At 61.4% G+C, this 20,092-nt stretch carries 20 protein-coding genes and 2 pseudogenes; 15 read left to right on the top strand and 7 right to left on the bottom strand.

All coding sequences use genetic code 11. The features are described from left to right. A pseudogene (locus PQU95_RS17075) lies at positions 1–122 on the top strand (IS481 family transposase); the annotation flags it as partial. A 274-nt stretch (positions 123–396) separates the two neighbouring features. On the opposite strand, the gene PQU95_RS17070 reads toward PQU95_RS17075, so the two are convergent. Together PQU95_RS17070 and PQU95_RS17065 are read right to left on the bottom strand one after the other, a co-directional pair. Beyond that, positions 397–1,017 (bottom strand): hypothetical protein, encoded by a 621-nt coding sequence (locus PQU95_RS17070; protein WP_272753124.1) that lies wholly within the window; start codon positions 1,015–1,017, stop codon positions 397–399. A gap of 77 nt (positions 1,018–1,094) precedes the next feature. After that, on the bottom strand, positions 1,095–1,382 hold the full coding sequence (locus PQU95_RS17065; protein ID WP_272753123.1) for a DUF2695 domain-containing protein: 288 nt from the start codon (positions 1,380–1,382) through the stop codon (positions 1,095–1,097). Between the two features lie 244 nt (positions 1,383–1,626). Here PQU95_RS17065 and PQU95_RS18535 point away from each other — a divergent pair. The 6 genes and pseudogenes from PQU95_RS18535 to PQU95_RS17045 all read left to right on the top strand — a co-directional run. Continuing rightward, positions 1,627–1,920: pseudogene (locus PQU95_RS18535) on the top strand (phage integrase N-terminal SAM-like domain-containing protein); the annotation flags it as partial. An 84-nt stretch (positions 1,921–2,004) separates the two neighbouring features. Continuing rightward, positions 2,005–2,337, top strand: coding sequence for a hypothetical protein (locus PQU95_RS17060; RefSeq protein ID WP_272753122.1), 333 nt, complete (start codon positions 2,005–2,007; stop codon positions 2,335–2,337). 35 nt (positions 2,338–2,372) lie between these two features. Continuing rightward, positions 2,373–2,825 carry a hypothetical protein gene (locus PQU95_RS17055; RefSeq protein WP_272753121.1) on the top strand — a complete coding sequence of 151 codons (453 nt, stop codon included), beginning with the start codon at positions 2,373–2,375 and terminating at the stop codon, positions 2,823–2,825. A gap of 57 nt (positions 2,826–2,882) precedes the next feature. Beyond that, positions 2,883–3,248: a hypothetical protein gene (locus tag PQU95_RS17050; protein WP_272753120.1), complete on the top strand. Its 366-nt coding sequence runs from the start codon at positions 2,883–2,885 to the stop codon at positions 3,246–3,248. A 69-nt stretch (positions 3,249–3,317) separates the two neighbouring features. Then, entirely contained in the window at positions 3,318–3,623 is a 306-nt protein-coding gene (locus PQU95_RS18590; protein ID WP_502654472.1) for a MafI2 family immunity protein, read from the top strand. Positions 3,624–3,892: 269 nt separating this feature from the next. Next, complete coding sequence (locus PQU95_RS17045) at positions 3,893–4,255, top strand: hypothetical protein (protein ID WP_272753119.1); 363 nt, start codon at positions 3,893–3,895, stop codon at positions 4,253–4,255. A 166-nt stretch (positions 4,256–4,421) separates the two neighbouring features. Here PQU95_RS17045 and PQU95_RS17040 read toward each other — a convergent pair whose 3' ends face one another. The 3 genes from PQU95_RS17040 to PQU95_RS17030 all read right to left on the bottom strand — a co-directional run bounded on the left by PQU95_RS17040 (position 4,422) and on the right by PQU95_RS17030 (position 10,188). Further along, positions 4,422–5,609 (bottom strand): GGDEF domain-containing protein, encoded by a 1,188-nt coding sequence (locus tag PQU95_RS17040; RefSeq protein WP_272753118.1) that lies wholly within the window; start codon positions 5,607–5,609, stop codon positions 4,422–4,424. Between the two features lie 287 nt (positions 5,610–5,896). Then, positions 5,897–7,213 (bottom strand): enoyl ACP reductase FabMG family protein, encoded by a 1,317-nt coding sequence (locus PQU95_RS17035; protein ID WP_272753117.1) that lies wholly within the window; start codon positions 7,211–7,213, stop codon positions 5,897–5,899. A 158-nt stretch (positions 7,214–7,371) separates the two neighbouring features. Continuing rightward, positions 7,372–10,188, bottom strand: coding sequence for an EAL domain-containing protein (locus PQU95_RS17030; protein WP_272753116.1), 2,817 nt, complete (start codon positions 10,186–10,188; stop codon positions 7,372–7,374). Positions 10,189–10,368: 180 nt separating this feature from the next. Here PQU95_RS17030 and PQU95_RS17025 point away from each other — a divergent pair, with 180 nt between their 5' ends. From PQU95_RS17025 to PQU95_RS17000, 6 genes are all read left to right on the top strand, one after another. After that, positions 10,369–11,688: a TRZ/ATZ family hydrolase gene (locus PQU95_RS17025; RefSeq protein ID WP_272753115.1), complete on the top strand. Its 1,320-nt coding sequence runs from the start codon at positions 10,369–10,371 to the stop codon at positions 11,686–11,688. 12 nt (positions 11,689–11,700) lie between these two features. Further along, the gene (gene ubiG, locus PQU95_RS17020) at positions 11,701–12,399 is read left to right on the top strand and encodes a bifunctional 2-polyprenyl-6-hydroxyphenol methylase/3-demethylubiquinol 3-O-methyltransferase UbiG (RefSeq protein ID WP_272753114.1); all 699 of its coding nucleotides are present in this window, start codon (positions 11,701–11,703) and stop codon (positions 12,397–12,399) included. A 71-nt stretch (positions 12,400–12,470) separates the two neighbouring features. Further along, on the top strand, positions 12,471–13,199 hold the full coding sequence (tadA, locus tag PQU95_RS17015) for a tRNA adenosine(34) deaminase TadA (protein WP_272753113.1): 729 nt from the start codon (positions 12,471–12,473) through the stop codon (positions 13,197–13,199). Next, complete coding sequence (locus PQU95_RS17010) at positions 13,196–13,819, top strand: L,D-transpeptidase (RefSeq protein ID WP_272753112.1); 624 nt, start codon at positions 13,196–13,198, stop codon at positions 13,817–13,819. Before tadA ends, PQU95_RS17010 begins: the two co-directional genes overlap by 4 nt. Positions 13,820–13,821: 2 nt before the next feature. Further along, positions 13,822–14,229 (top strand): DUF2721 domain-containing protein, encoded by a 408-nt coding sequence (locus PQU95_RS17005; protein WP_272753111.1) that lies wholly within the window; start codon positions 13,822–13,824, stop codon positions 14,227–14,229. A 425-nt stretch (positions 14,230–14,654) separates the two neighbouring features. Continuing rightward, positions 14,655–15,317, top strand: a complete 663-nt coding sequence (locus PQU95_RS17000) for a GntR family transcriptional regulator (RefSeq protein ID WP_272753110.1) — start codon at positions 14,655–14,657, stop codon at positions 15,315–15,317. A 77-nt stretch (positions 15,318–15,394) separates the two neighbouring features. On the opposite strand, the gene PQU95_RS16995 is transcribed toward PQU95_RS17000, so the two are convergent. Together PQU95_RS16995 and PQU95_RS16990 are read right to left on the bottom strand one after the other, a co-directional pair. After that, positions 15,395–15,895 carry a dihydrofolate reductase gene (locus tag PQU95_RS16995; protein ID WP_272753109.1) on the bottom strand — a complete coding sequence of 167 codons (501 nt, stop codon included), beginning with the start codon at positions 15,893–15,895 and terminating at the stop codon, positions 15,395–15,397. Next, the gene (locus PQU95_RS16990) at positions 15,892–16,686 is read right to left on the bottom strand and encodes a thymidylate synthase (RefSeq protein ID WP_272753108.1); all 795 of its coding nucleotides are present in this window, start codon (positions 16,684–16,686) and stop codon (positions 15,892–15,894) included. The genes PQU95_RS16995 and PQU95_RS16990 overlap by 4 nt, the downstream gene beginning before the upstream one ends. Positions 16,687–16,830: 144 nt before the next feature. On the opposite strand from PQU95_RS16990, the gene flhB reads away from it, so the two are divergent. Together flhB and flhA are read left to right on the top strand one after the other, a co-directional pair. Then, positions 16,831–17,988 (top strand): flagellar biosynthesis protein FlhB, encoded by a 1,158-nt coding sequence (gene flhB / locus PQU95_RS16985; RefSeq protein ID WP_272753107.1) that lies wholly within the window; start codon positions 16,831–16,833, stop codon positions 17,986–17,988. A 15-nt stretch (positions 17,989–18,003) separates the two neighbouring features. Beyond that, positions 18,004–20,091, top strand: coding sequence for a flagellar biosynthesis protein FlhA (gene flhA, locus PQU95_RS16980; RefSeq protein WP_272753106.1), 2,088 nt, complete (start codon positions 18,004–18,006; stop codon positions 20,089–20,091). The last annotated feature ends 1 nt before the right edge of the window (position 20,092 follow it).

Genomic DNA, 20,092 nt, shown 5'->3' with positions numbered 1-20,092 from the left:
AGCATCTGCCGCAAAGGATGCTGGCGCATCAGACACCATTGCTGGCGATGAAACAGTGGCAGAAATCACATCCCGAACTGTTCAAAAAGCAGGTGCGTAATCGTCCGGGACTGGACAGCTAGAATGAGCCCCAAACTGGTTGATGAGATAGCTGCAACGACGAAAGCGCCGAAGGCAATACCGAGGATGCCCCCGAATGCTCCGCGAAAGCCATAACGGAGTGAGTTAGTAATGGTCATAACCACACCAGGCCCAGGAATGAGAACCGTGACAAATGCCATCAGCAAAAAGACTGGATAGAGTTTCATTGTGGATTACTCCGAGACATAACGTTTGACATGAGGGGCGGTGCAAAGGACGCGAAGCGGCCTTTGTGACGTCCCCTCGATGGAAGGGTTAGCCGCCTGCGCGCACATACGTGCTCCTGTAGCTTGCCGGCACCTCGAATGGCTGGATTTTGCCAGCGAGCGAAAGAACGAGAAGCAAGGAGACCACCGCACCGCCAACTGCTGCAACTCCAACGGCAAGCGTGCGGCCGCGAACGGCAGCCGGGCCGCTCCAATAGACGGCACAGCCCAGGTGAATGAAGAGGGCAACGACGGCAAGGAAGTAGTACGGCACAAAGAAGTACTGGAACGGCGGCACGTGTATGCCCGCTGCCGCGTAGAAGAAGTTCGTGTCAAGCCCGAGAGCAGCTCGACCAAACATGACGGCCGCAACGTGGATTAGGAGGAACAGTGCGAGATAGAAGCCGGACGCGGCTTGGACCCAGGCGACAGTGCCCCGACGCTGCTTCCACCCTGCAAAGACAAGCCACAACCCACTCGCGCACTGGAAGGTGACGCACGCCAGGAGGATGCCCTCAACGAAGGGCTGCCGATACAGCGCGCGTGCCACCTCCATGAACCTGAGGTGGGCTGAAATGCTTGCCAGCGAGGCCAAGTGATTGGCGATGTGAACAGCAGCGAATGCAGCAATGAGGAATGCCGACAGCCGGTGCAATGTACGGAGGTTCATGACAGGTGGCTAACGTTGAAGCTCAGCGGGCGGCAAAGCCGTCCGCTGGAGCGAAAGGTTGGACGGCAATCGGAGAGTCATCGGTTCTGTTCCCAGTGGTCCGCTGCATTCGCGATGACCTCGCAGTCGCAGAAGCCACCGTGGCTATTCAGCCAGTCCAGTACTGAAGCCTCGGCTTGCCGATGTTCCGCGATCCAGTGCTTCGTGAATCGAAACGTGTGATCGCATCCTGAATCCTCGACATGCTCGTTCACCATGTTGAACAGCGATTCCAGCAAGGGATCGGACATCGGGAATGCAGCGCGTGCAAGTTGCCTTTGCTCGCGCTTCCACTCCTTCTTCCGATCTCTGTCGTTCGAATTCATAAGATCCTTGCCGTTGCCCTTGCCATTCAACGTGAAATATACACCTCTGCAGGTGTATATTTGGTTTATCAGTGTGCATAACTGGGCATGGCATAAGCATTTATCATTGCTTTACAAGCTATTGGGGTTGCCAATGCCTGAAAGTACACAGCCAGATGGGACTGCCGCGCCACGCTTGCTTGATGTGCTGCGGCAGACGCTGCGAGTCAGGCATTACAGCCTGCGCACCTAGCAGCAATACGTCAATTGGGTACGGCGCTTTTTGCGCTTTCACCATCATCGCCACCCTCGCGAGATGGGGGCTGCGGAGGTCAGTAGCTTTCTCACCCATCTGGCTGTTGAAGTAAGTAGCCAGGATAAGGCGCAGCCGCATCCGGGAAACAGCGGGATACCCAAGGTTGGCCGCACTCTGTCAGATGACCAAGTGACAATGCCAAGACAATCAACCCCGGATGCGCCGTTAGCTTATCCGGGCTACGGGCTACGGGCTGAGCATTTGGATGCCGTGATTGAATCACGGCAAGCCGTTAAACATTAACTCTGTTGCACTTGGTTGTTGAGACCGCCAAGTCAATCCAGCGGACGACGTACCGGCGCCGCTGATTTCCAACGTTAGACACACATGGACCAACTCCGCTTTCTACCTATATCACTTCGGGAGCGCTCAATCTCGAAACGAGAGATCGTCCTTCCGCTTGAGGCCGCACTGCAGGCGCTTGAAATCCTTGAGCGCCAGGGCGTCCAGATTCTTGGGTGGGAGGGCTGGGTCAAGTATGCCGACGGCCGGGTTGGTCACGGTAGCGCCCCGCAAGGCACGGTCAGCCTTTCGCACATGTCGGCTTCTGAGGCGGCAGCGTTCTGCCGATCAACGATGCGCAACGATGCCGCTGAGTGGGCTAGCGACAATCCGGGCACTACCAACCAGCTGCATTTCTGCATTACAGTTAAAGCCTAACTACTCGCTCAAGCGTTAGCCAACAAAGGCAAAGCATGTCTCAGCTCCTCCGCTCAAATGCCAAAGTCCTGATCCTCAAGGACGCAGATGATTTCTGGAAGCACTGCAACCAGACCCAGCTCACCCACCACACTCCAGACGGCCCCGAAGCCGAAGCAGAGGAGCGCCTCGACCTGCGCGCAGCCTTAGCGATCAAGGCGCTTCTTGAGGCTGAGGTTGGTCCGGAGGAAGGACCATCGCGCGTTCACCTGCAAAACTGGGACTGGAATGACGACCGATGCCGCGGCGTCTACATTCTCAAGGCGTCTTTCACGGCCGAGCTGATACCCAAGCTGCTATCGCTGCTCACCGGCGAATTCGCAGACTTCCGGATCATCCTCATGCTGCACGAGGACTGGGACTCTGACGCTTGGGGCCATCTGAAACTCTGTGCAAATCAAATCGCAGTACAGCAGAACGTCGCTCAGGCGTATGCGATTGCAGTCTAAACCCTCTCTCAAGCTGATCCGCTACGGCGTTTAGCTCGACCCTTAGGCCCTTGATTGATGAAACGTACTCTCACCTTTATCGTTGCCATAACCATCGCTACCAGCGTATGGGCGCAGCATGCGACAACATTCGTTTTCGTAAAGATCACCGAGTCAATCATGCCCCTTCAGCGCGGCGAGAAATATGAGGACCCGCTGGACGAAGCCCTGAAAAAGGCCGGTCTCGGCGAGGTAACGGGAGCGGGGAGCATGCTGACGAAAGAGAAGACCGTTGAGTGGATCGGCCTTGATGTAGAGTTGACCGATCCCGTAACTGGCATCCCGTTTCTTCGCAAGAAACTCACGGAACTGGGTGCACCAGCAGGGAGTGTGCTGGAGTACGAACGCAATGGCGAGACGCTTCAAGTGCCGGTGCGTGACTGAGGCACCCAGCATTCCCGTCAAAGGGACTTCCTGTAAGTATGCCCCCCCCCTACGTTAGGCTTTGTCCGCATGGAACGTAACGTGCTCATCCTCTCCCTGGCCCGTGGGCTTCTTGGCGAAGTCCATCCGGTGCTTCGTGCGGTGTCTACTGAGCTAGATGCGGCTAACCATGTAGTCCGCATTCGCTTCGAGTACGACGGAGAGCCGTCACGTGCTGCTCGGGAGAGCTGCTCGTGCGCCGCAACGGAAGTCATTGCCGATTTCGTGACGCCGTGGTGCCTTGACGAGCAGCACGTGGTCCGGCCCCGGCCACAGCCAATCGCACCGTTGGCCCTGCTTGCCTACCAGCGGTGGGAACCCGAAGATGCAAGCTGACATTTTGCTCAAGGCCAATGTCCACTTGGCTTGCAGGCATCGTGCACGGGTGGCGTACCAGCTGCTGTTCGTTCACACGTGGGTCCACGCCTTCTTCATCCAGCGTGGTAGCACAGCAACGTTCGGAAGCTGTCTGCCGTAGCATCTCCTTGCCATTCCATGCGGCCAACCCTACGCCGCCACGCCAGCCCCTCGCCACCAACCACCTGCCAACCGCATCAGCACCAGCATCGCGTATGCTGTCGGCGTTCCTTTGACGGTGCATACCGATGACGCAAGCGCTTCGCTTGGCCGCGCTAGCCCTGTGGCTGGCCAGCCTGCTGTGGCCGGCGGCGATTTCGCCACACGGCGATACGCTGCTGGGTATCCAGCTGCTGGCTAGCGGCACGCTGCTGCTGGCGGTGGCGGTACATAACGTGATGCTGATGCGGCCGCTGGTGGCGCTGCTGCCCAGCCTGCGGCTGCACGGCGCGTATTACCTGTGGGCGGCGAGCTTTGTGTTGCTGGCGCTGGCGCCGGTAAGCGAGCACCCGGCGCTGGCGCGTGGGGTGCTGTGGCGCAGTGTGCTATTGCTGGCGATCGCGCTGCTGACCGGCGTGGCCGGTGTGGTAGCTATCGTGCTGTGGCATTAACCAAGGTTGGCCGCAGGCCGGCTCCGGGTTGGCAATGCCGCCAGCGGCCAGCGCTGCCGCCATCCGCCGCTCAGAAGGCGCTTTGGGCGGCTGGCGCCCCACTGGCCCGCCCCGTGCGGGGCTCCCCTGCTTTGATCACCCGCCGGTGCCCGGCGCTGCGATAGAGCTACGCCGGCTGCAGCATCGGCAGCGTCAGCTGGCCATCGTGCTGGTACGCACGGTTGCGGCCGGCGTGCTTGGCGGCGTACAGCGCCTGGTCGGCGTGCTGGTAGGCGCGCAGGTAGTCGCTGCCCCCGTGCAAGGGGCTGATGCCGATACTGAGGGTGAAGTCGCCGCCCTGCTCGGCAATGGCTTGCTGCAGCTGGCGGATGAAGTTGGCCGCACGCTGCGGGTTGCCGTGTAACAGTACGGCCAGCTCGTCCCCGCCCAGGCGGCCGGCCAGCTCGCCTGCGGCCAACTGCGCTTGCAGCAAGCCGCCCAGCAAGGCCAGGGTGCGGTCGCCGGCGTGGTGGCCCTGGCTGTCGTTGATGTGCTTGAAGTGGTCGATATCGATCAGCAGCAGCACATGCTGCGGCGGCTGGCTGTCGGGTAGCTGCTGCAGCGCGTGCTCAAAGGCGTGGCGGCTGGCCAGGCCGGACAGGCTGTCGGTGTTGGCGCGCTGCGCCAGGGTGGCCTGCGTGGCCAGCAGCGCCGCCTCCAGCCGGGCGTGTACCAGCACCAGATCGGTAAGGCTGCGCATGATGGACACCATCAAGGACAGCAACACCACCAGCCCCACCAGCGTGTCGTGCGCTTCCACCTGCCCGGATAGCGATTGCCGGATGTCGTCGTACACGCGCCAGCCTTGCAGCGCGGCCAACAGCGCCAGGCCCCACAGCAAGGCCCGTAGCGGCTGCGCGTAGGGGCGCGCGCGCCGGGCAAGCCAAACCTGCGGCCACAGCCATAATAATTGCAGCAGCGAGCTGCCGTTGACGGTGGCGCGGCGCAGCGCGACGTCGTCTACCCACAGCATGGCGGCGGCCTGCAGCAGCAAACCGGCGCTGGCGATGGCGTAACCGCCCCAGGCCGGCAGCAGGCGGGCATCGTCAAAAAAGCGGCGCAGGCCGTGTTCGTACGCCAGCGGGCTGAGTGTGAGCAACAGCGTGCTGGCTAGCAGGATGGCTGGGTTGGGCAGCAGGAAAAACACCAGCATCACCAGATAGGCCATGCCGAGCAGGCCTTCGCTCCAGGCCCAGAACTGGAAACCCGGTGCCGTCTGCCGATGGCGCCAGACGTAGCGCAGCATAGCGCCCAGCCAGCTGTGCAGCAGCGCCCCGAATAGCACCAGCAGCAGCATCTGCTCGTTGCTGAACATGCCTTGTCCTCCATCCCGCCCGTTAATGAACCGCCGCTATCTGATCATGCGCGGGGGGCTTTGGCGAGTAGCCAAGTCAATGGCCGTGCATTTCATGCATATTCATTGAATTCAATAGCATGAATAGCATTTTCAATTACAAATAAGCACTTGGCGCCGGCGCTGGCGGCAGGGTTTGGCCAGTAGCGCCGCGCTCCCCTGCGGCCAACCACACCCGCTACGCGCATGAAAAAACCCCGGCCAGTAGACCGGGGTTTTGCGTTGCCTGCTGGCAAACCAGCAAGCGCTTAGCCGTGCAGCTTGGCCAGCTGTTTGGCGATGATGTCGTGGTTCAGCCACAGCACCGGGCCGGCAGGGTTGGCCGCTTCGCCAAACATCAGCGGGCCGGTGCCTTCCAGTACCAGCGCGCTGAGGTGGTCGGTCACCAGTGCGCTACGCTCTTTGTGCTTGCTGGTGATGTCGTCGGAGGTGCCGATCATCACCTCGGCCAGCGCCGGGGAGTTGTCCATCGGCCAGGCGGCAAAGTCGCGGAAGGCCAGCATGGTGGCGTCGGTGTTGTAGGCTTCGATCTGCGCCAGCAGGTCGTCGATGCTGTAGCCGTCTTGCAGCAGCGCGTGGCAGGCGGCCCATTGCGCCTCGGCCCACTCGCCCGGGGCTTCCTGGCGCAGCGCTTTGAGCAGCGGGAACAGCGACAGCTCCACGCCCACAAAGATGTCGGACGAGTTGGTGCGGATTTCCGGGCAGTTGAACACGGTGGCCTTCACGCCCTGCTGCCACGCGGTGCGGGCGTGGTCTTCCAGGCGTTTTTTGGCACCGCCCTGGGTGTAGTTGCTGTAGGTCTGCCACTGGTACTGGCCGTCGATCAGGATCTCGGTACCGTGGTAGCCGTAGGCGGTGTAGCGTACCTGGCCGCCGCTAGCTTCCAGGCGCTGGCGCAGCGCGGCGCTGCCGTCGATCAGGTACTGGAAGGTGTTGGCGGTGACTTCGTCGAAGTTCATCAGGATCAGCTTGCCCAGGTCGCTATCCAGCAGCGCGCGCGACGACATGAAGCGGTCGCCACGGCCTTTGTAGATGCGGTTGGCAATGGCCAGGAACACTTTCACCTTGGGGATACCGCCGGCCATGGTGTGGGCAAAGAACACATTGCTGCCGTCGGCCACCAGCGGCTCCAGCTGCGCCATCACCTCGGCTACGCTGTTTTTGAAGCGGGCTACGCCGGCTTCGCGGCAGCGTTCGATCTGCGCCCAGTCCAGCTTTTCGTCCTGCCAGTTTTTCAGGGTCAGTACCGACAGCAGCTCGGTGGGAGTCGGCTCGCCGGCTGGCGCGTCCAGGTCAAAGCCGGCCATCAGCGGTACGTTGATCACTTTGCCGCCGATGCGGGCTTCGGCTTCGGCCAGCTCTTCGGCGTTCAGCGGACGCAGGCTGTTGTCGGCTTCACGACGGCCTACGGTCAGGCCGATGATGGTCATGCCGGCTGCGCGGGCTTCGTTGATCAGGCCGTTGGCGTAGCCACGGCCGAACAGCTCGCCAAACAGCACGAAAACGTCGCCTTGACGGAAAAGTTTGCCTTGCGGGAGGTCGCGCAGAGAGGTCGGTGCGTTCACTGAACAGGTCTCGAATTAGGTTAATGGCTCGAATTCTAATTTGAACAGGGCGCGCTATCAAATCTGCCACTGTTTAGTTTGTGTAACCAAGCGGCCACACGGCAGCGCTGCGGCATGAAAAAACCCGGCCGGGGCCGGGTAGTTGGCCGCACCTTGCACTACACCGGCGGGCGCAGGGTTTCCTGGCGCAGCAGTGGCTCTACCAGCTCGGCAGCCATCGGCTTGGCCAGCAGGTAGCCCTGTACCTGGTCGCAGCCGTGTTCTTCCAGGAACGACCATTGCTCGATGGTTTCCACGCCTTCGGCCACCACCTGCATGTTCAGGTTCTTGGCCATATTGATGATGGCGCGGGTAATGGCGGTGTCGTCCTGGTCGTCCGGGATGTCGCGCACGAAGGAGCGGTCGATCTTCAGCTTGTCGGCCTTGAAACGCTTCAGGTAGGCCAGGCTGGAGTAACCGGTACCGAAGTCGTCAATGGACATGCGGATGCCCATGGACTGGATGGCGCGAATGGTCTGGATGGTGGCATCCATATCGTCCATGATCACGCTTTCGGTCACTTCTACGTCCAGGCAGCTACCCGGCAGCTGGTAGGCGGCCAGCGCGTTGCTCAGCACCTGCACCAGGTCCTGGTGGCGGAACTGCAGCGCCGACAGGTTCACCCCCACGGTAATCAGCGGCAGGCCGGCCGCGTGCCAGGCGGCAATCTGGCGGCAGGCTTCGCGAATCACCCAGTTGCCGATCTGCACGATAAAGCCGCGCTCTTCGGCCACTTCGATGAAGTGTAGCGGCCCCAGCAGGCCCAGCGACGGGTGGTTCCAGCGGATCAGCGCTTCGGCACCAATGATCTTGCCGCTGGCGATGTCTACCTGCGGCTGGTAGTGCAGCACGAACTCGTTGTGCTCTACCGCGTAGCGCAGCTGGCTTTCGATGGCCAGGATCTCGCGCGCGCGGGCGTTCAGGTCGGCGGTGTAGAACTTGTAGTTGTTACGGCCGCTGGACTTGGCGTGGTACATGGCCGCGTCGGCGTTGCGCACCAGGGTGTCAAAGTCGCGCCCGTCGTCGGGGAAGATACTGATACCGATACTGCCGCTAATGGACAGCGTATGGTTGTACACCTCCAGCGGCATGCCGAACTCGGTAAGGATTCGCTCGGCCATATGGGCGGCCACGGCGGCGTCGCTGATCAGCGGCAGCAGCACGATGAATTCGTCGCCGCCCTGGCGTGCTACCACTTCGCCGGTGCCCAGCACCTTGCGGATGCGTTCGGACGCCATTTTCAGCAGGATGTCGCCGGCGGCGTGGCCCAGCGACTCGTTGATGGTCTTGAAGCGGTCCAGGTCCAGCAGCAGGATGGCCAGCTTGCCGTTGTCGCGTACGGCGTTCTGGATGGCCAGCAGCGCGCGGTCTTGCAGGTGCCCGCGGTTGGGCAGGCCGGTCAGCACGTCGAAGTGGGCCAGGAACTGGATGCGCTCGTCGGCGGCCTTGCGCTCGGACTGGTCGCTGAAGATGGCCACGTAGTGGGTCACTTCGCCGGCCGGGCTCTTTACCACGTTGATGGCCAGCCATTCCGGGTACACCTCGCCATTTTTGCGGCGATTCCATACTTCGCCTTGCCAGAAGCCTTCGTCGCGCAGCTCTTTCCACATGGCTTCGTAGAAGTCGCTGCTGTGGCGGCCGGAAGTCAGCACGGTTGGCCGCTGGCCCAGTACTTCGTCCTGGGTAAAACCGGTGATTTCGGTAAAGGCGCGGTTCACCGAGCGGATCAGCACGTCGGCGTCGGTAATCATGATGCCTTCGGCGGTGTTCTCGAACACCTTGGCGGCCAGCTGCATGCGCTCTTCGGCGGCGCGGCGCTCGGAGATATCGCGCACCATGCGCCATACAGCGGTAATGCGGCCGGCGGCGTCGCGCATGGCCACGGTTTTCACGCTGACCGGGATGGGGTTGCCCACGCGGTTGATGTACTGCACTTCGAATTCGTCGCAGAAGCCGAAGCGCATCACCTTGTGGTCCAGGTTATAGCGTTCTTGCGGCTCGCTTTCGCGGTCCAGCAGGCCCCAGAAGTTTTGCAGCTTCAGTTGGTCCAGACTGTAGCCCAGCAGGCTGAGGAAGGCCGGGTTGGCGTCGATGATCTGGCCTTCCAGCGAGCTGATCACGATGCCGTCCAGGTTGGACCAGAACAGCTCGCGGTATTTGTTTTCCGAGCGGCGCAGCGCGTCTTCCACCTCGCGGCGGCGTTCGATATCGGCTTCCAGCGCCAGGGTTTTGGACTTCAGTTCGTCGATCAGGCGCTTCAGTTCGGCGCGCATCCACTCCAGATGCTTGCCCACGGTGCCGATTTCATCCTGCCGCCCCCAGTGAAACGGCGCGTCCAGTTTGAGTGCGGCCAACTGCGTGGCTTGCTCGGACAGCTGGCGGATGGGGCGCAAAAAGCGCGAGTGCAGAATGGTCATGATCAGCAGCACCGACAGCAGCAGCTGCGCAACCACGATCATCAACAAGTTTTTCAGCTGGTTGCGCTGATCGATTGCCAAGTGCTCTGTATCGAACTCGATGCTGACCTGGCCAATGGCCTCGCCACGGTACACCACGTCTTTTTGCACAAAGGCCACGCTGCCGATGCGGCGCTCGCTGCGCAGGGTAGACAGAAAGACGGTATTGGACTGGGTGTCGGACACGCGGATGGAAATCACGCGGGTGTCGTCCATCACCGATGAAACCAAGGGCGCGCCGGCTTGTCTGCTCAGGTTCCATAGCGGCTCCTGCATGCCCAGCGCCACAATGTCCAGCAGGCGCTTCTGATCAACGGCCAGCTGGTTTTCCATGCGTTCGCGCTGCAGGTTGTAGCTCAGCACGGTGATGATGACCGCAGGGATCAGCAAGCCCAGTACAAGCGCCATCAGGAACACCTGCCGCAAAGACAAACGAGAACCGATCAGGTAGCTATCGAAGTTGTCTGGCTTCTGGTTCATGGAGTCGTTTACCCTCAGGGCACTTTGCCGCTGGTTTTATCAGTTATTTACACAGAATAAGCGGGCTTTGCGCTGTGTGCAAAGACGCTGAATGCATAGTATACACAGGGATGGCCGGTTGCCGAATGCAGAACAGCCCGCCTACAATCTCTGGCTAACTTTATAAAAGGCAGATAACACATGGAAAACAACCGTTTCGATCAATTACTCTGCGCCCGCTGGATCATCACCGTAGAGCAAGATGGTGTGGTACTGGAAAACCACGCTGTGGGTATCAAGGATGGCCGCATTGCCGCCATCCTGTCGCCAGCGCAAATTGCAGCGGCCGACGCCACCGAACGCGTGATGCTGGATAACCATGTGTTGATGCCGGGCCTGGTAAACCTGCACGGCCATAGCGCCATGACGCTGTTGCGCGGCATGGCCGACGACAAGGCGCTGATGGACTGGCTGCAAAACCACATCTGGCCGGCAGAAGGCAAACACGTCAGCGAGCAGTTCGTGTTCGACGGCGCGCTGCTGGCCATGGGCGAGATGTTCCGCAGCGGCACCACCACCATCAACGACATGTACTTCTTCCATGACGCGATGGCGCGCGCCGGCCTGCAAGCGGGCATGCGCACCTTCGTGGGCTGTTCCATCCTGGAATTCCCCAGCGCCTACGGCCAGAACGCCGACGACTACATTGCCAAGGGCCTGGCCGATGCGGCCAACTACCAGGGCAACGAGCTGATCACCTTCACCCTGGCGCCGCACGCGCCGTACACCGTGTCCGACGATACCTTCCGCAAGGTGGTGGCGCTGGCCGACGAGCACGACATGCTGATCCACTGCCACATCCACGAAACCCAGGATGAGGTAAACGGCGGCGTGGCCGAGCACGGCGTGCGCCCGCTGGCACGCCTGGACAAGCTGGGCATGCTCAGCCCGCGCCTGATCGCGGCGCACATGGTGCACCTGAACGATGAAGAAATCGCCCTGTGCGCCGAGCGCGGTGTGGCCATCGCCCACAACCCTACCAGCAATATGAAGCTGGCTTCCGGCATTGCCCCGGTACAACAGCTGCTGGACGCCGGCGTAACCGTGGGCATCGGCACCGACGGTGCTGCCTCCAACAACAAGCTGGACATGCTGAGCGAAACCCGTATGGGCGCGCTGCTGGCCAAGGTAGGCACGCTGAACCCGGTAGCCGTACCGGCCGCCACCGCCATCCGCATGGCCACCCAGCTGGGTGCCAACGCGCTGCATATCGGCGACAAGGTGGGTAGCGTCACCGTGGGCAAGCAGGCCGACCTGATCGCCGTAGACCTGGCGCAGATCGAAACCAGCCCGAGCTTCGACCCGATTTCGCACATCGTGTACGCCGCCGGCCGCGAGCAGGTAAGCCACGTGTGGGTAAACGGCCGCAAGGTACTGAGCGAGCGCACGCTGACCACCCTGGACGAAGCCGACCTGAAAGCCCGTGCCGACGCCTGGCGCGTACGCATTCTGGCCAAATAAGCAGGACACGAAATGAGCAATGTAGACGAACTGGAACTGGATAAATTCAGCCAGATAGCCCACAAGTGGTGGGATATGGACAGCGAGTTCAAACCGCTGCACGAGATCAACCCGCTGCGCCTGGACTTTATCGACAGCCACGCCGGCCTGGCCGGTAAAACCGTGCTGGACGTAGGCTGCGGCGGCGGCATTCTGGCCGAAAGCATGGCAGCGCGCGGCGCCAGCGTGACCGGCATCGACCTGGCGAAGAAGTCGCTGAAAGTCGCCCAGCTGCACGGCCTGGAAAGCGGCGTCAGCGTCACTTACCGCTGCGTGCCGGTGGAAGAGCTGGCGGCCGAGGCGCCGGGCAGCTTTGACGTGGTCACCTGCATGGAAATGCTGGAGCACGTGCCGGACCCGCAAAGCGTGGTGCGCGCCTGCGCACAGCTGGTGAAGCCGGGCGGCTGGGTGTTTTTCTCTACCCTGAACCGCAACGCCAAGTCCTATCTGCTGGCCGTGCTGGCCGCGGAATACGTGCTGAACATGCTGCCCAAGGGCACGCACGAGTACGGCCGCTTCCTCAAGCCGTCCGAGCTGTCGCGCATGGCGCGTAACACGGGCCTGGGCATCGACACCCTGTCCGGCATGAGCTACAACCCGCTCACCCGCATTTACAGCCTGGGTAGCGACACCGATGTGAACTACCTGATCGCCACCCGCCGCCTGGCCTGAGGCCGACGGTTTTGCTTGCGGCCAACCCTGCCTTGCGGCAAGGTTGGCCGCACGTCATTCACGGAACCCGCATGCTGACTTCGCCCCCTCTCCCGCCCAAGGCCATCCAGTGGCTGGCCGCGCTGGGCCTGAGCGATCGCGCCGCCCTGCTGGCGTGCGGCAGCGTACGCGCCTACCTGCTGCTCAAAGCCAGCGGCCATACGGTTACCGACAAGCTGCTGTTTGCGCTGGAGGCCGCCGCACGCGGCGTGCACTGGTCGGCGCTGACTGATAGCGACCGCCAGGCGCTGCGCCAGGCTGCCGCCGTCCACGCACCGGTACGCCCCCTGCCCCCGGCGGCACAGCTGCAACAGCACATGCAGGCGGCGCTGGCGCTGGCCAGGCAAGCAGCCAAGCTGGGTGAGGTGCCGGTCGGCGCGGTGGTGGTAAAGGACGGGCAGATCATAGGCCAGGGCTATAACCAGCCCATCGGCAGCCGCGACCCTTCGGCACACGCCGAAATGGTGGCACTACGCCAGGCCGCACAGGCGCTGGGTAATTACCGGCTGGCCGGCTGCACGCTGTATGTCACACTGGAGCCGTGCGCCATGTGCAGCGGTGCCATACTGCATAGCAGGCTGGACCACGTGATCTACGGCGCCCGTGAGGCGCGTACCGGCGCGGCCGGCAGTGTGGTGGACCTGTTTGCCCTGCGCCAGCTCAATAGCCATACCGCCATCGACGGTGGCATTGCCGCGCAGGAAAGCGCAGACCTGCTGGCCGGTTTTTTTGCCCACCGCCGCCCGGGAGGCACATCATGAAAGCCCTGTTCGCAGCGCTGTTGCCGCTACTGCCCTGCTGGGCTGCCGCCAGCGAGTACCAGCTGGTAGAGCAGCTGCAAAACCAGCCTGTGCAGCCGGTACAGCTCAAGCCCAACCCGCGTACCCCCGGCGCACCGTGGATAGAAGTAGGCGTGCAAAGCCAAAGCCTGGCCCTGTACGACGAGCGTGGCGTACCGGTGCGGCAGTTTGTGATATCGACCGCCAGCAAAGGCGTTGGCGAGCGGGTAAACAGCTACCAGACCCCGCGCGGCTGGCACAAGGTATGCGAGCGCATCGGCGATGGCGTGGCGCGCGACACCATTATTTACCGCCGCCAGATCACCCCCTGGCTGTATACGCCGCAGCTGCACGCCGAGTACCCCAACAAGGACTGGATCCTGACGCGCATCCTGTGGCTGTGCGGCCAGGAGCCCGGCCTGAACCAGGGCGGTGACGTGGACAGCTACGACCGCGCCATTTACATCCACGGCGCCGGCAGCCACGTCGCCTTTGGCACGCCCACCTCGCGCGGCTGCGTGCGTATGGGCGGCGACGACATCATCGACCTGTACGACATCACCCCCAACGGCATCGACGTGCTCATCAACGAAACCCTGTAACCATGCTGAACCTCACCACACCCGCCCTGCTGTTTCCTGCCATTTCCCTGCTGCTGCTGGCTTATACCAACCGCTACCTGGCGCTGGCCGGCATCATTCGCGGCCTGTACGACGACTACCAGCAACACCCCAGCGACAAGCTGGTACAGCAAATCGGCAACCTGCGCCGCCGCATCGCGCTGATCAAGGGCATGCAAAGCCTGGGCGTGGGCAGCCTGTTTCTGTGCGTGGTCGCCATGTTCATGATCTACACAGGTTGGCCGCAATCGGCGCAATACATTTTTGGCGTGAGCCTGTTGCTGCTGATTGTCTCGCTGGGCATGTCGCTGCTGGAGCTGCGCATGTCTACCGACGCGCTGAACATCCTGCTGTCCGACCTGGTGGCGGCCGAACGCGAGCGGCAGCGCTAAACGCATGCCCGGTACACACCTGGCACCGACAAAAAAAATGCCTCCCCCGCGATGGGAGAGGCAAACACCCGTGTCGTACCTGCAAGGTTCCCAAAGGAACACGCAATAGCATTCACTATCACTCTTGAAGCAGCTGTCCAAACAGAAACCTTGCGAGCCACATTGTGGTGTTAGCCCCTGAATCTCCTCGCGCGGCCTTGCTTAAACAAGCGTTTGAATAGTACGGGTTTTCCCTGATGCTCCACAAGCACGGCGGCAAATTTCTGCTGTGCAATGATGGCTTTACACAACACTTGCCCGGCTACCTGCCCACATGTACAGGCGGTGGCCAAATAACCCGGCCACGCCGGGCAGTGCTAGAATCTGTCGAAAGTCCGATTGCCGGACAATATAAAACAACGATAAGTCCCCACCAGGAGGCCAACTTGAGCTTCAAGGCTAACGATTCACTCACCGAACAAATTGCGCAGTACCTGGGCAATAAAATCGTCGCTGGCGATATTGCCGCCGGTGCCCGCGTGCAGGAGCTGCGCATTGCTGCCGAGCTGGATGTCAGCCGTGGCTCTGTGCGCGAAGCGCTGCTGATCCTGCAACGCCGCCATCTGGTGGATATCTACCCGCGCCGCGGTGCGATCGTGTCCAGCATCAATCGGGACGATGTGCGCGAGCTGTTCGAGCTATGGTTCCTGCTGCTGGAACAAGTCGCCGTGCAGCTATCGCAGCACTGGCAGAACGACGACCTGGCCGGTTTCATCGAAATCATGACCGAGCTGGGCGAGCATCACCGTAAAGGCGATACCGAGGCGTTTTACCATAGCGGTGTCAGCTTCCTCAGCCTGCTGTACCAGCACGCCGGTAACCGCTACACCCAGCAGACGCTGTTTGACCTGCTGCCGCAGGCGCAGCGCAGCCTGTATGCCATCCTGCGCGCAGGCAAAGGCCAGCTGGACCGCACCCACGCGTTTCTGGACGACCTGCTCAAAGCCATCATCGCCCGCGACCAGGCCGCCATCCGCCAGATGGTGCCCGAGTTCGGCACCGCCTACAGCCAGCTGGCCCAGGCGTCCGCCGAGGCTCTGGCGCAGTAAGCGCTGACGCTGGGCTTCATAAACTAGACGCAATGAAAAAGGGAGGCCGCAGCCTCCCTTTTTCATGTCGCGGCCAACTACGCCGCAGGTACCGCCTGGCGCAGGTAATCGGCAAAGCGGTACTGCAAGCCGCCAGCGCCGGTGTTCATCTCATGCAGGGTCACAGCCCACTCGCCCGGCACCCAGGCGGGGAAGCAGGCATCGCCCGCTACCTCCAGCTCGATATGGGTCAGCGCCATGGCATGCGCCAGCGGTAGCGCCTGCGCGTACAGATTGGCACCGCCGATAATGCAAACCTCGGGCGCATCGCCGGCCAGCGCCAGGGCGTCCGGCAGCGAGTGCGCCACTGTCACGCCGTCGTGCTGCCAGTCTAGCTGGCGGGTAACCACAATATTGAGCCGGCCAGGCAAGGGGCGGCCAATCGAGTCAAACGTCTTGCGCCCCATGATCACCGGCTTGCCCAGCGTTACCGCCTTGAAATGCTTCAGGTCTTCCGGCAAGTGCCACGGCAGGGTGTTGTCGATGCCGATCACGTTGCCGCGCGCCATGGCGGCAACCAGCGTAATGCGCGGGCTCATACTGCCACCTCAGCCTTGATATGCGGGTGCGGGTCGTAGCCTTCCAGCGTGAAGTCTTCAAACTTGAACGCAAACAGGTCGGTCACGGCCAGGTTCAGTTTCATCTGCGGCAGCGCGCGCGGTTCGCGCGCGAGCTGCAGGCGGGTCTGCTCCAGGTGGTTGCTGTACAGGTGGGCGTCACCCAGCGTGTGGATGAATTCGCCAGGCTGCAGGCCGCATACCTGGGCCACCATCAGCGTCAGCAGGGCGTAGCTGGCAATATTGAACGGCACCCCCAGGAAGATGTCCGCCGAGCGCTGGTACAGCTGGCACGACAGCTTGCCGTCGGCCACGTAGAACTGGAACAGGCTGTGGCATGGTGGCAGCGCCATCTCGTCCACCAGCGCAGGGTTCCACGCCGAGACCATCAGGCGGCGCGAATCCGGGTTGCGGCGGATCATGTCCAGCACATTGCCGATCTGGTCGATGTGGCGGCCATCTGGCGCCGGCCAGCTGCGCCACTGGTAACCGTATACCGGGCCCAGGTCGCCGTTTTCGTCGGCCCACTCGTCCCAGATACGCACGCCGTTCTCTTTCAGATAGCGGATATTGGTATCGCCGGACAGGAACCACAGCAGTTCGTGAATGATGGAGCGCAAGTGGCACTTCTTGGTGGTCACCAGCGGGAAGCCGTCGGCCAGGTCAAAGCGCATCTGGTAGCCGAATACCGAACGGGTGCCGGTGCCGGTGCGGTCGGACTTGTCGGTGCCGTGTTCCAGCACGTGGCGCATCAGGTCGAGATACTGTTTCATGGAGCGGCCGGATAATAAGTTGAGCCTGCCATTTTACCATCCCGCTGCCGCGATGCGGCCAACCTTTGCGCCAAGTCTCAGCGCAGTGCACGGCAATCCGCTAACATGCCCGCTTGACCCACTTAGCCGATACGCCGCAGCACGATGGCCGATAGCGATCAGGAAGATAAAACAGAAGCCCCCTCGGGGCGACGGATAGGGCAGGCACGCGAAGAGGGTAATGTCCCCCGATCTCGCGAACTGTCTACCTTCGCCGTGACCGCTACCGGGCTGGCCCTGCTGATGGCCACCGGTGAAAGCATCTACCAGTACCTGCTGAAAGTGATGCATGACTGGCTGAGCTTTGACGCCGCCCGCGCCAAAAGCACCGATATCATTCTGGAACAGTTCCGTGGCAGCCTGGTCGATGCCCTGCAAGCCATGGCGCCCCTTTTGGGCGGCCTGTTTCTGGTGGCGGCGCTGACACCCCTGCTGATTGGTGGCTGGAACTTCACCACCAAGGCTTTCATGCCCAATTTTGGCAAGCTAAACCCGCTCAGTGGCATTGCCCGGCTCTTTTCGATACAGGCCGCCAGCGAAGGCCTGAAAGCGCTGCTGAAAAGCCTGCTGATCGGCGGTGTGGCCACCTGGGTAATCTGGGGCGAGCGTGGCGACCTGATTGGTTTGATCAGCATGCCGCTGGACCGCGCACAGATTCACCTGATCGGACTGATGGAACATACCTTCCAGATCGTGGTTGGCGCGATGCTGGTACTGGTATTGCTGGATGTGCCTTTCCAGCTGTGGCACTACACCAAGAACCTGCGCATGACCAAAGAAGAAGTCAAGCAGGAGTACAAGGAACAGGAAGGCTCCCCGGAGGTCAAGGGCCGTATCCGCCAGCTGCAACGTGAAGCAGCGCGGCGGCGCATGATGCAGGAAATCCCCAATGCCAATGTGATCATCACCAACCCGACGCACTACGCGGTGGCGATCCACTACGAAGACGGCATGGCCGCGCCCAAGCTGATTGCCAAGGGCTCGCTGAAGATGGCAGAAAAGATCATTGAAAAAGGGCGTGAACACAAAGTACTGGTGGTACGCGCCCCGCCCTTTGCCCGCGCCCTGTATTTCAACGTGGAGCTGGGCGAGGAGGTGCCCAACAAACTCTATACCGCTGCGGCCCAGGTACTGGCGTATGTGCACCAGCTCAAGCACTATGAGCAACAAGGCGGCATTTCACCGGTTTTCCCGGAAAAACTGGAGGTTCCGCCCGAGCTTGACCCTGAAACCAAACACAATCAACATACTGCGCCCAGCTGAAACTATCTATAAGGCATGAATGATTTGTTGGAATTCCTGAAAAAGATCGACATCAACACCCTGGCAGGGCCGGTATTGATCATGCTGGTGCTGTCCATGATGGTGCTGCCGCTGCCACCGCTGCTGCTGGACATCTTTTTCACGTTCAATATTGCCATCTCCATCATCGTGCTGATGGTGGGCGTCAACACGCGCGAACCGCTGGAATTCTCGTCGTTCCCGAGCGTTCTGTTGATCACCACCCTGTTGCGGCTGTCCCTGAACGTAGCCAGTAGCCGCATCATCCTGCTGGAAGGCCATAACGGCACTGCCGCGGCGGGTGCGGTAATCGAATCGTTTGCCCACTTCCTGATCGGGGATAACATCACCATCGGTATCGTGGTGTTCATCATCCTCACCATCATCAACTTCGTGGTGATCACCAAAGGTGCCGGCCGTATCGCCGAAGTATCGGCCCGCTTTGCCCTGGACGCCATGCCCGGCAAGCAGATGGCCATCGATGCCGACCTGAACGCTGGCCTGATTGGCGAAGAAGAAGCCCGTACGCGCCGTGCCAAGATTGCCGAAGAAGCCAACTTCTTCGGTTCCATGGATGGTGCTTCCAAGTTTGTGCGCGGCGATGCCACGGCCGGCATCCTGATCATGGTGATCAATATCGTGGGCGGCCTGATCATCGGGATTCTGCAACACGATATGGCAGTAGGCGACGCGGCAGAAACCTACACCCTGCTGACTATCGGTGACGGCCTGGTCGCCCAGATTCCCGCCCTGATCATCTCTACCGCCGCCGGTATGGTAGTGGCACGGGTCGGCACCGAGAAGGGCCTGTCCGAACAACTGGTAGGCCAGCTGTTTGCCAACCCCACCGTGCTGTACCTGACCGCCGCCGTGATCGGCCTGCTGGGCATGATCCCCAATATGCCGCATATGGCGTTTCTGCTGATTGCTGCCACCCTGGCAGGCACAGCCTGGTGGCTGGACAAGCTGGTGGCAGAAAAGGCCGCCGCCCCCGCCGCCGCCAGCAGCGCCCCGCCCCCGGCCATCATGGAGCAACCACTGGCCGAGGTGAGCTGGAAAGATGTACAAGCAGTAGACGCATTGGGCCTGGAGGTAGGCTACCGCCTGATACCGCTGGTAGACCGCGACCAGGACGGCGAGCTGCTACGGCGCATTCGCGGCATCCGTAAAAAAATGGCGCAGGAGCTAGGCTTTCTGGTGCCTGCCGTGCATATACGCGACAACCTGGAAATCCGCCCCAACGCCTACCGCATCCTGCTAAAAGGCGTAGAAATCGGCACCGGCGAGGCCTATATCGGGCAATTTCTCGCCATCAACCCCGGCCAGGTCAGTGGCGAGCTGCAAGGCATGGCCACCACCGACCCGGCCTTTGGCCTGCCCGCAGTATGGATAGAAGCCAGCCGCCGTGACGAAGCCCAGAACATGGGTTACACCGTGGTAGACGCCAGCACCGTGGTAGCCACGCATATCTCCAACTTGCTGCAATCGCACGCGGCAGAGCTGCTGGGCCGCGAAGAAGTACAAGCCCTGATCGACCATGTGGCCAAGGAAGCGCCAAAGCTGATCGAAGACCTGGTACCGAAAGTGGTACCGGTAGGCGTACTGCAAAAGGTGCTGCAACAGCTGCTCACCGATGGCATCAACCTGCGCGACTTCCGCACCATCATCGAAACACTGGCAGACCATGTCGGCATGACGCAGGATATCGACGAACTGACCAGCGCCGTCCGTACCGCGCTGTCGCGTGCCATCGTGCAGCAGCTGTTCCCCGGTGAGCAGGAGCTGCCGCTGATGACGCTGGAACCAGCACTGGAAGGCATCCTGCTGCAAGCCGTCAATAGCAAGGCCGGGGGCGGCCTGGAGCCGGGCCTTGCAGAGAATCTATTGGCTAATGCGGCACAGCAAACAGAAAATGTTGAAAATCAGGGTTACAATCCAGTCTTGCTTACACCGCCGGGTTTGCGACCATTACTGGCACGCTTTCTGCGCAGGGCACTGCCACAACTGCGTGTGATTTCGCATAATGAGATTCCAGACAGCAAATCCATTCGTATAATTGCGGTGATTGGGGGGAGCAAAGGCTAAT

It is taken from the genome of Vogesella aquatica, from assembly GCF_028548455.1.
Taxonomy (GTDB): Bacteria; Pseudomonadota; Gammaproteobacteria; order Burkholderiales; family Chromobacteriaceae; genus Vogesella; species Vogesella aquatica.
The sequence above is the reverse complement of the archived record's forward strand: the minus strand, read 5'-3'. Positions and strand labels throughout refer to the sequence as shown.

What these genes read in the sequence shown, in the direction of transcription:
- PQU95_RS17005 (WP_272753111.1), top strand. Translation starts at nt 13,822, where the DNA reads ATGCTGAACCTCACCACACCCGCCCTGCTGTTTCCTGCCATTTCCCTG.
- flhB (WP_272753107.1), top strand. Translation starts at nt 16,831, where the DNA reads ATGGCCGATAGCGATCAGGAAGATAAAACAGAAGCCCCCTCGGGGCGA.
- PQU95_RS17050 (WP_272753120.1), top strand. Translation starts at nt 2,883, where the DNA reads ATGAAACGTACTCTCACCTTTATCGTTGCCATAACCATCGCTACCAGC.
- PQU95_RS16990 (WP_272753108.1), bottom strand. Translation starts at nt 16,686, where the DNA reads ATGAAACAGTATCTCGACCTGATGCGCCACGTGCTGGAACACGGCACC.
- PQU95_RS16995 (WP_272753109.1), bottom strand. Translation starts at nt 15,895, where the DNA reads ATGAGCCCGCGCATTACGCTGGTTGCCGCCATGGCGCGCGGCAACGTG.
- PQU95_RS17065 (WP_272753123.1), bottom strand. Translation starts at nt 1,382, where the DNA reads ATGAATTCGAACGACAGAGATCGGAAGAAGGAGTGGAAGCGCGAGCAA.
- PQU95_RS17030 (WP_272753116.1), bottom strand. Translation starts at nt 10,188, where the DNA reads ATGAACCAGAAGCCAGACAACTTCGATAGCTACCTGATCGGTTCTCGT.
- PQU95_RS17055 (WP_272753121.1), top strand. Translation starts at nt 2,373, where the DNA reads ATGTCTCAGCTCCTCCGCTCAAATGCCAAAGTCCTGATCCTCAAGGAC.
- PQU95_RS17045 (WP_272753119.1), top strand. Translation starts at nt 3,893, where the DNA reads ATGACGCAAGCGCTTCGCTTGGCCGCGCTAGCCCTGTGGCTGGCCAGC.
- flhA (WP_272753106.1), top strand. Translation starts at nt 18,004, where the DNA reads ATGAATGATTTGTTGGAATTCCTGAAAAAGATCGACATCAACACCCTG.
- PQU95_RS17040 (WP_272753118.1), bottom strand. Translation starts at nt 5,609, where the DNA reads ATGTTCAGCAACGAGCAGATGCTGCTGCTGGTGCTATTCGGGGCGCTG.
- PQU95_RS17010 (WP_272753112.1), top strand. Translation starts at nt 13,196, where the DNA reads ATGAAAGCCCTGTTCGCAGCGCTGTTGCCGCTACTGCCCTGCTGGGCT.
- PQU95_RS18590 (WP_502654472.1), top strand. Translation starts at nt 3,318, where the DNA reads ATGGAACGTAACGTGCTCATCCTCTCCCTGGCCCGTGGGCTTCTTGGC.
- ubiG (WP_272753114.1), top strand. Translation starts at nt 11,701, where the DNA reads ATGAGCAATGTAGACGAACTGGAACTGGATAAATTCAGCCAGATAGCC.
- PQU95_RS17025 (WP_272753115.1), top strand. Translation starts at nt 10,369, where the DNA reads ATGGAAAACAACCGTTTCGATCAATTACTCTGCGCCCGCTGGATCATC.
- PQU95_RS17060 (WP_272753122.1), top strand. Translation starts at nt 2,005, where the DNA reads ATGGACCAACTCCGCTTTCTACCTATATCACTTCGGGAGCGCTCAATC.
- tadA (WP_272753113.1), top strand. Translation starts at nt 12,471, where the DNA reads ATGCTGACTTCGCCCCCTCTCCCGCCCAAGGCCATCCAGTGGCTGGCC.
- PQU95_RS17070 (WP_272753124.1), bottom strand. Translation starts at nt 1,017, where the DNA reads ATGAACCTCCGTACATTGCACCGGCTGTCGGCATTCCTCATTGCTGCA.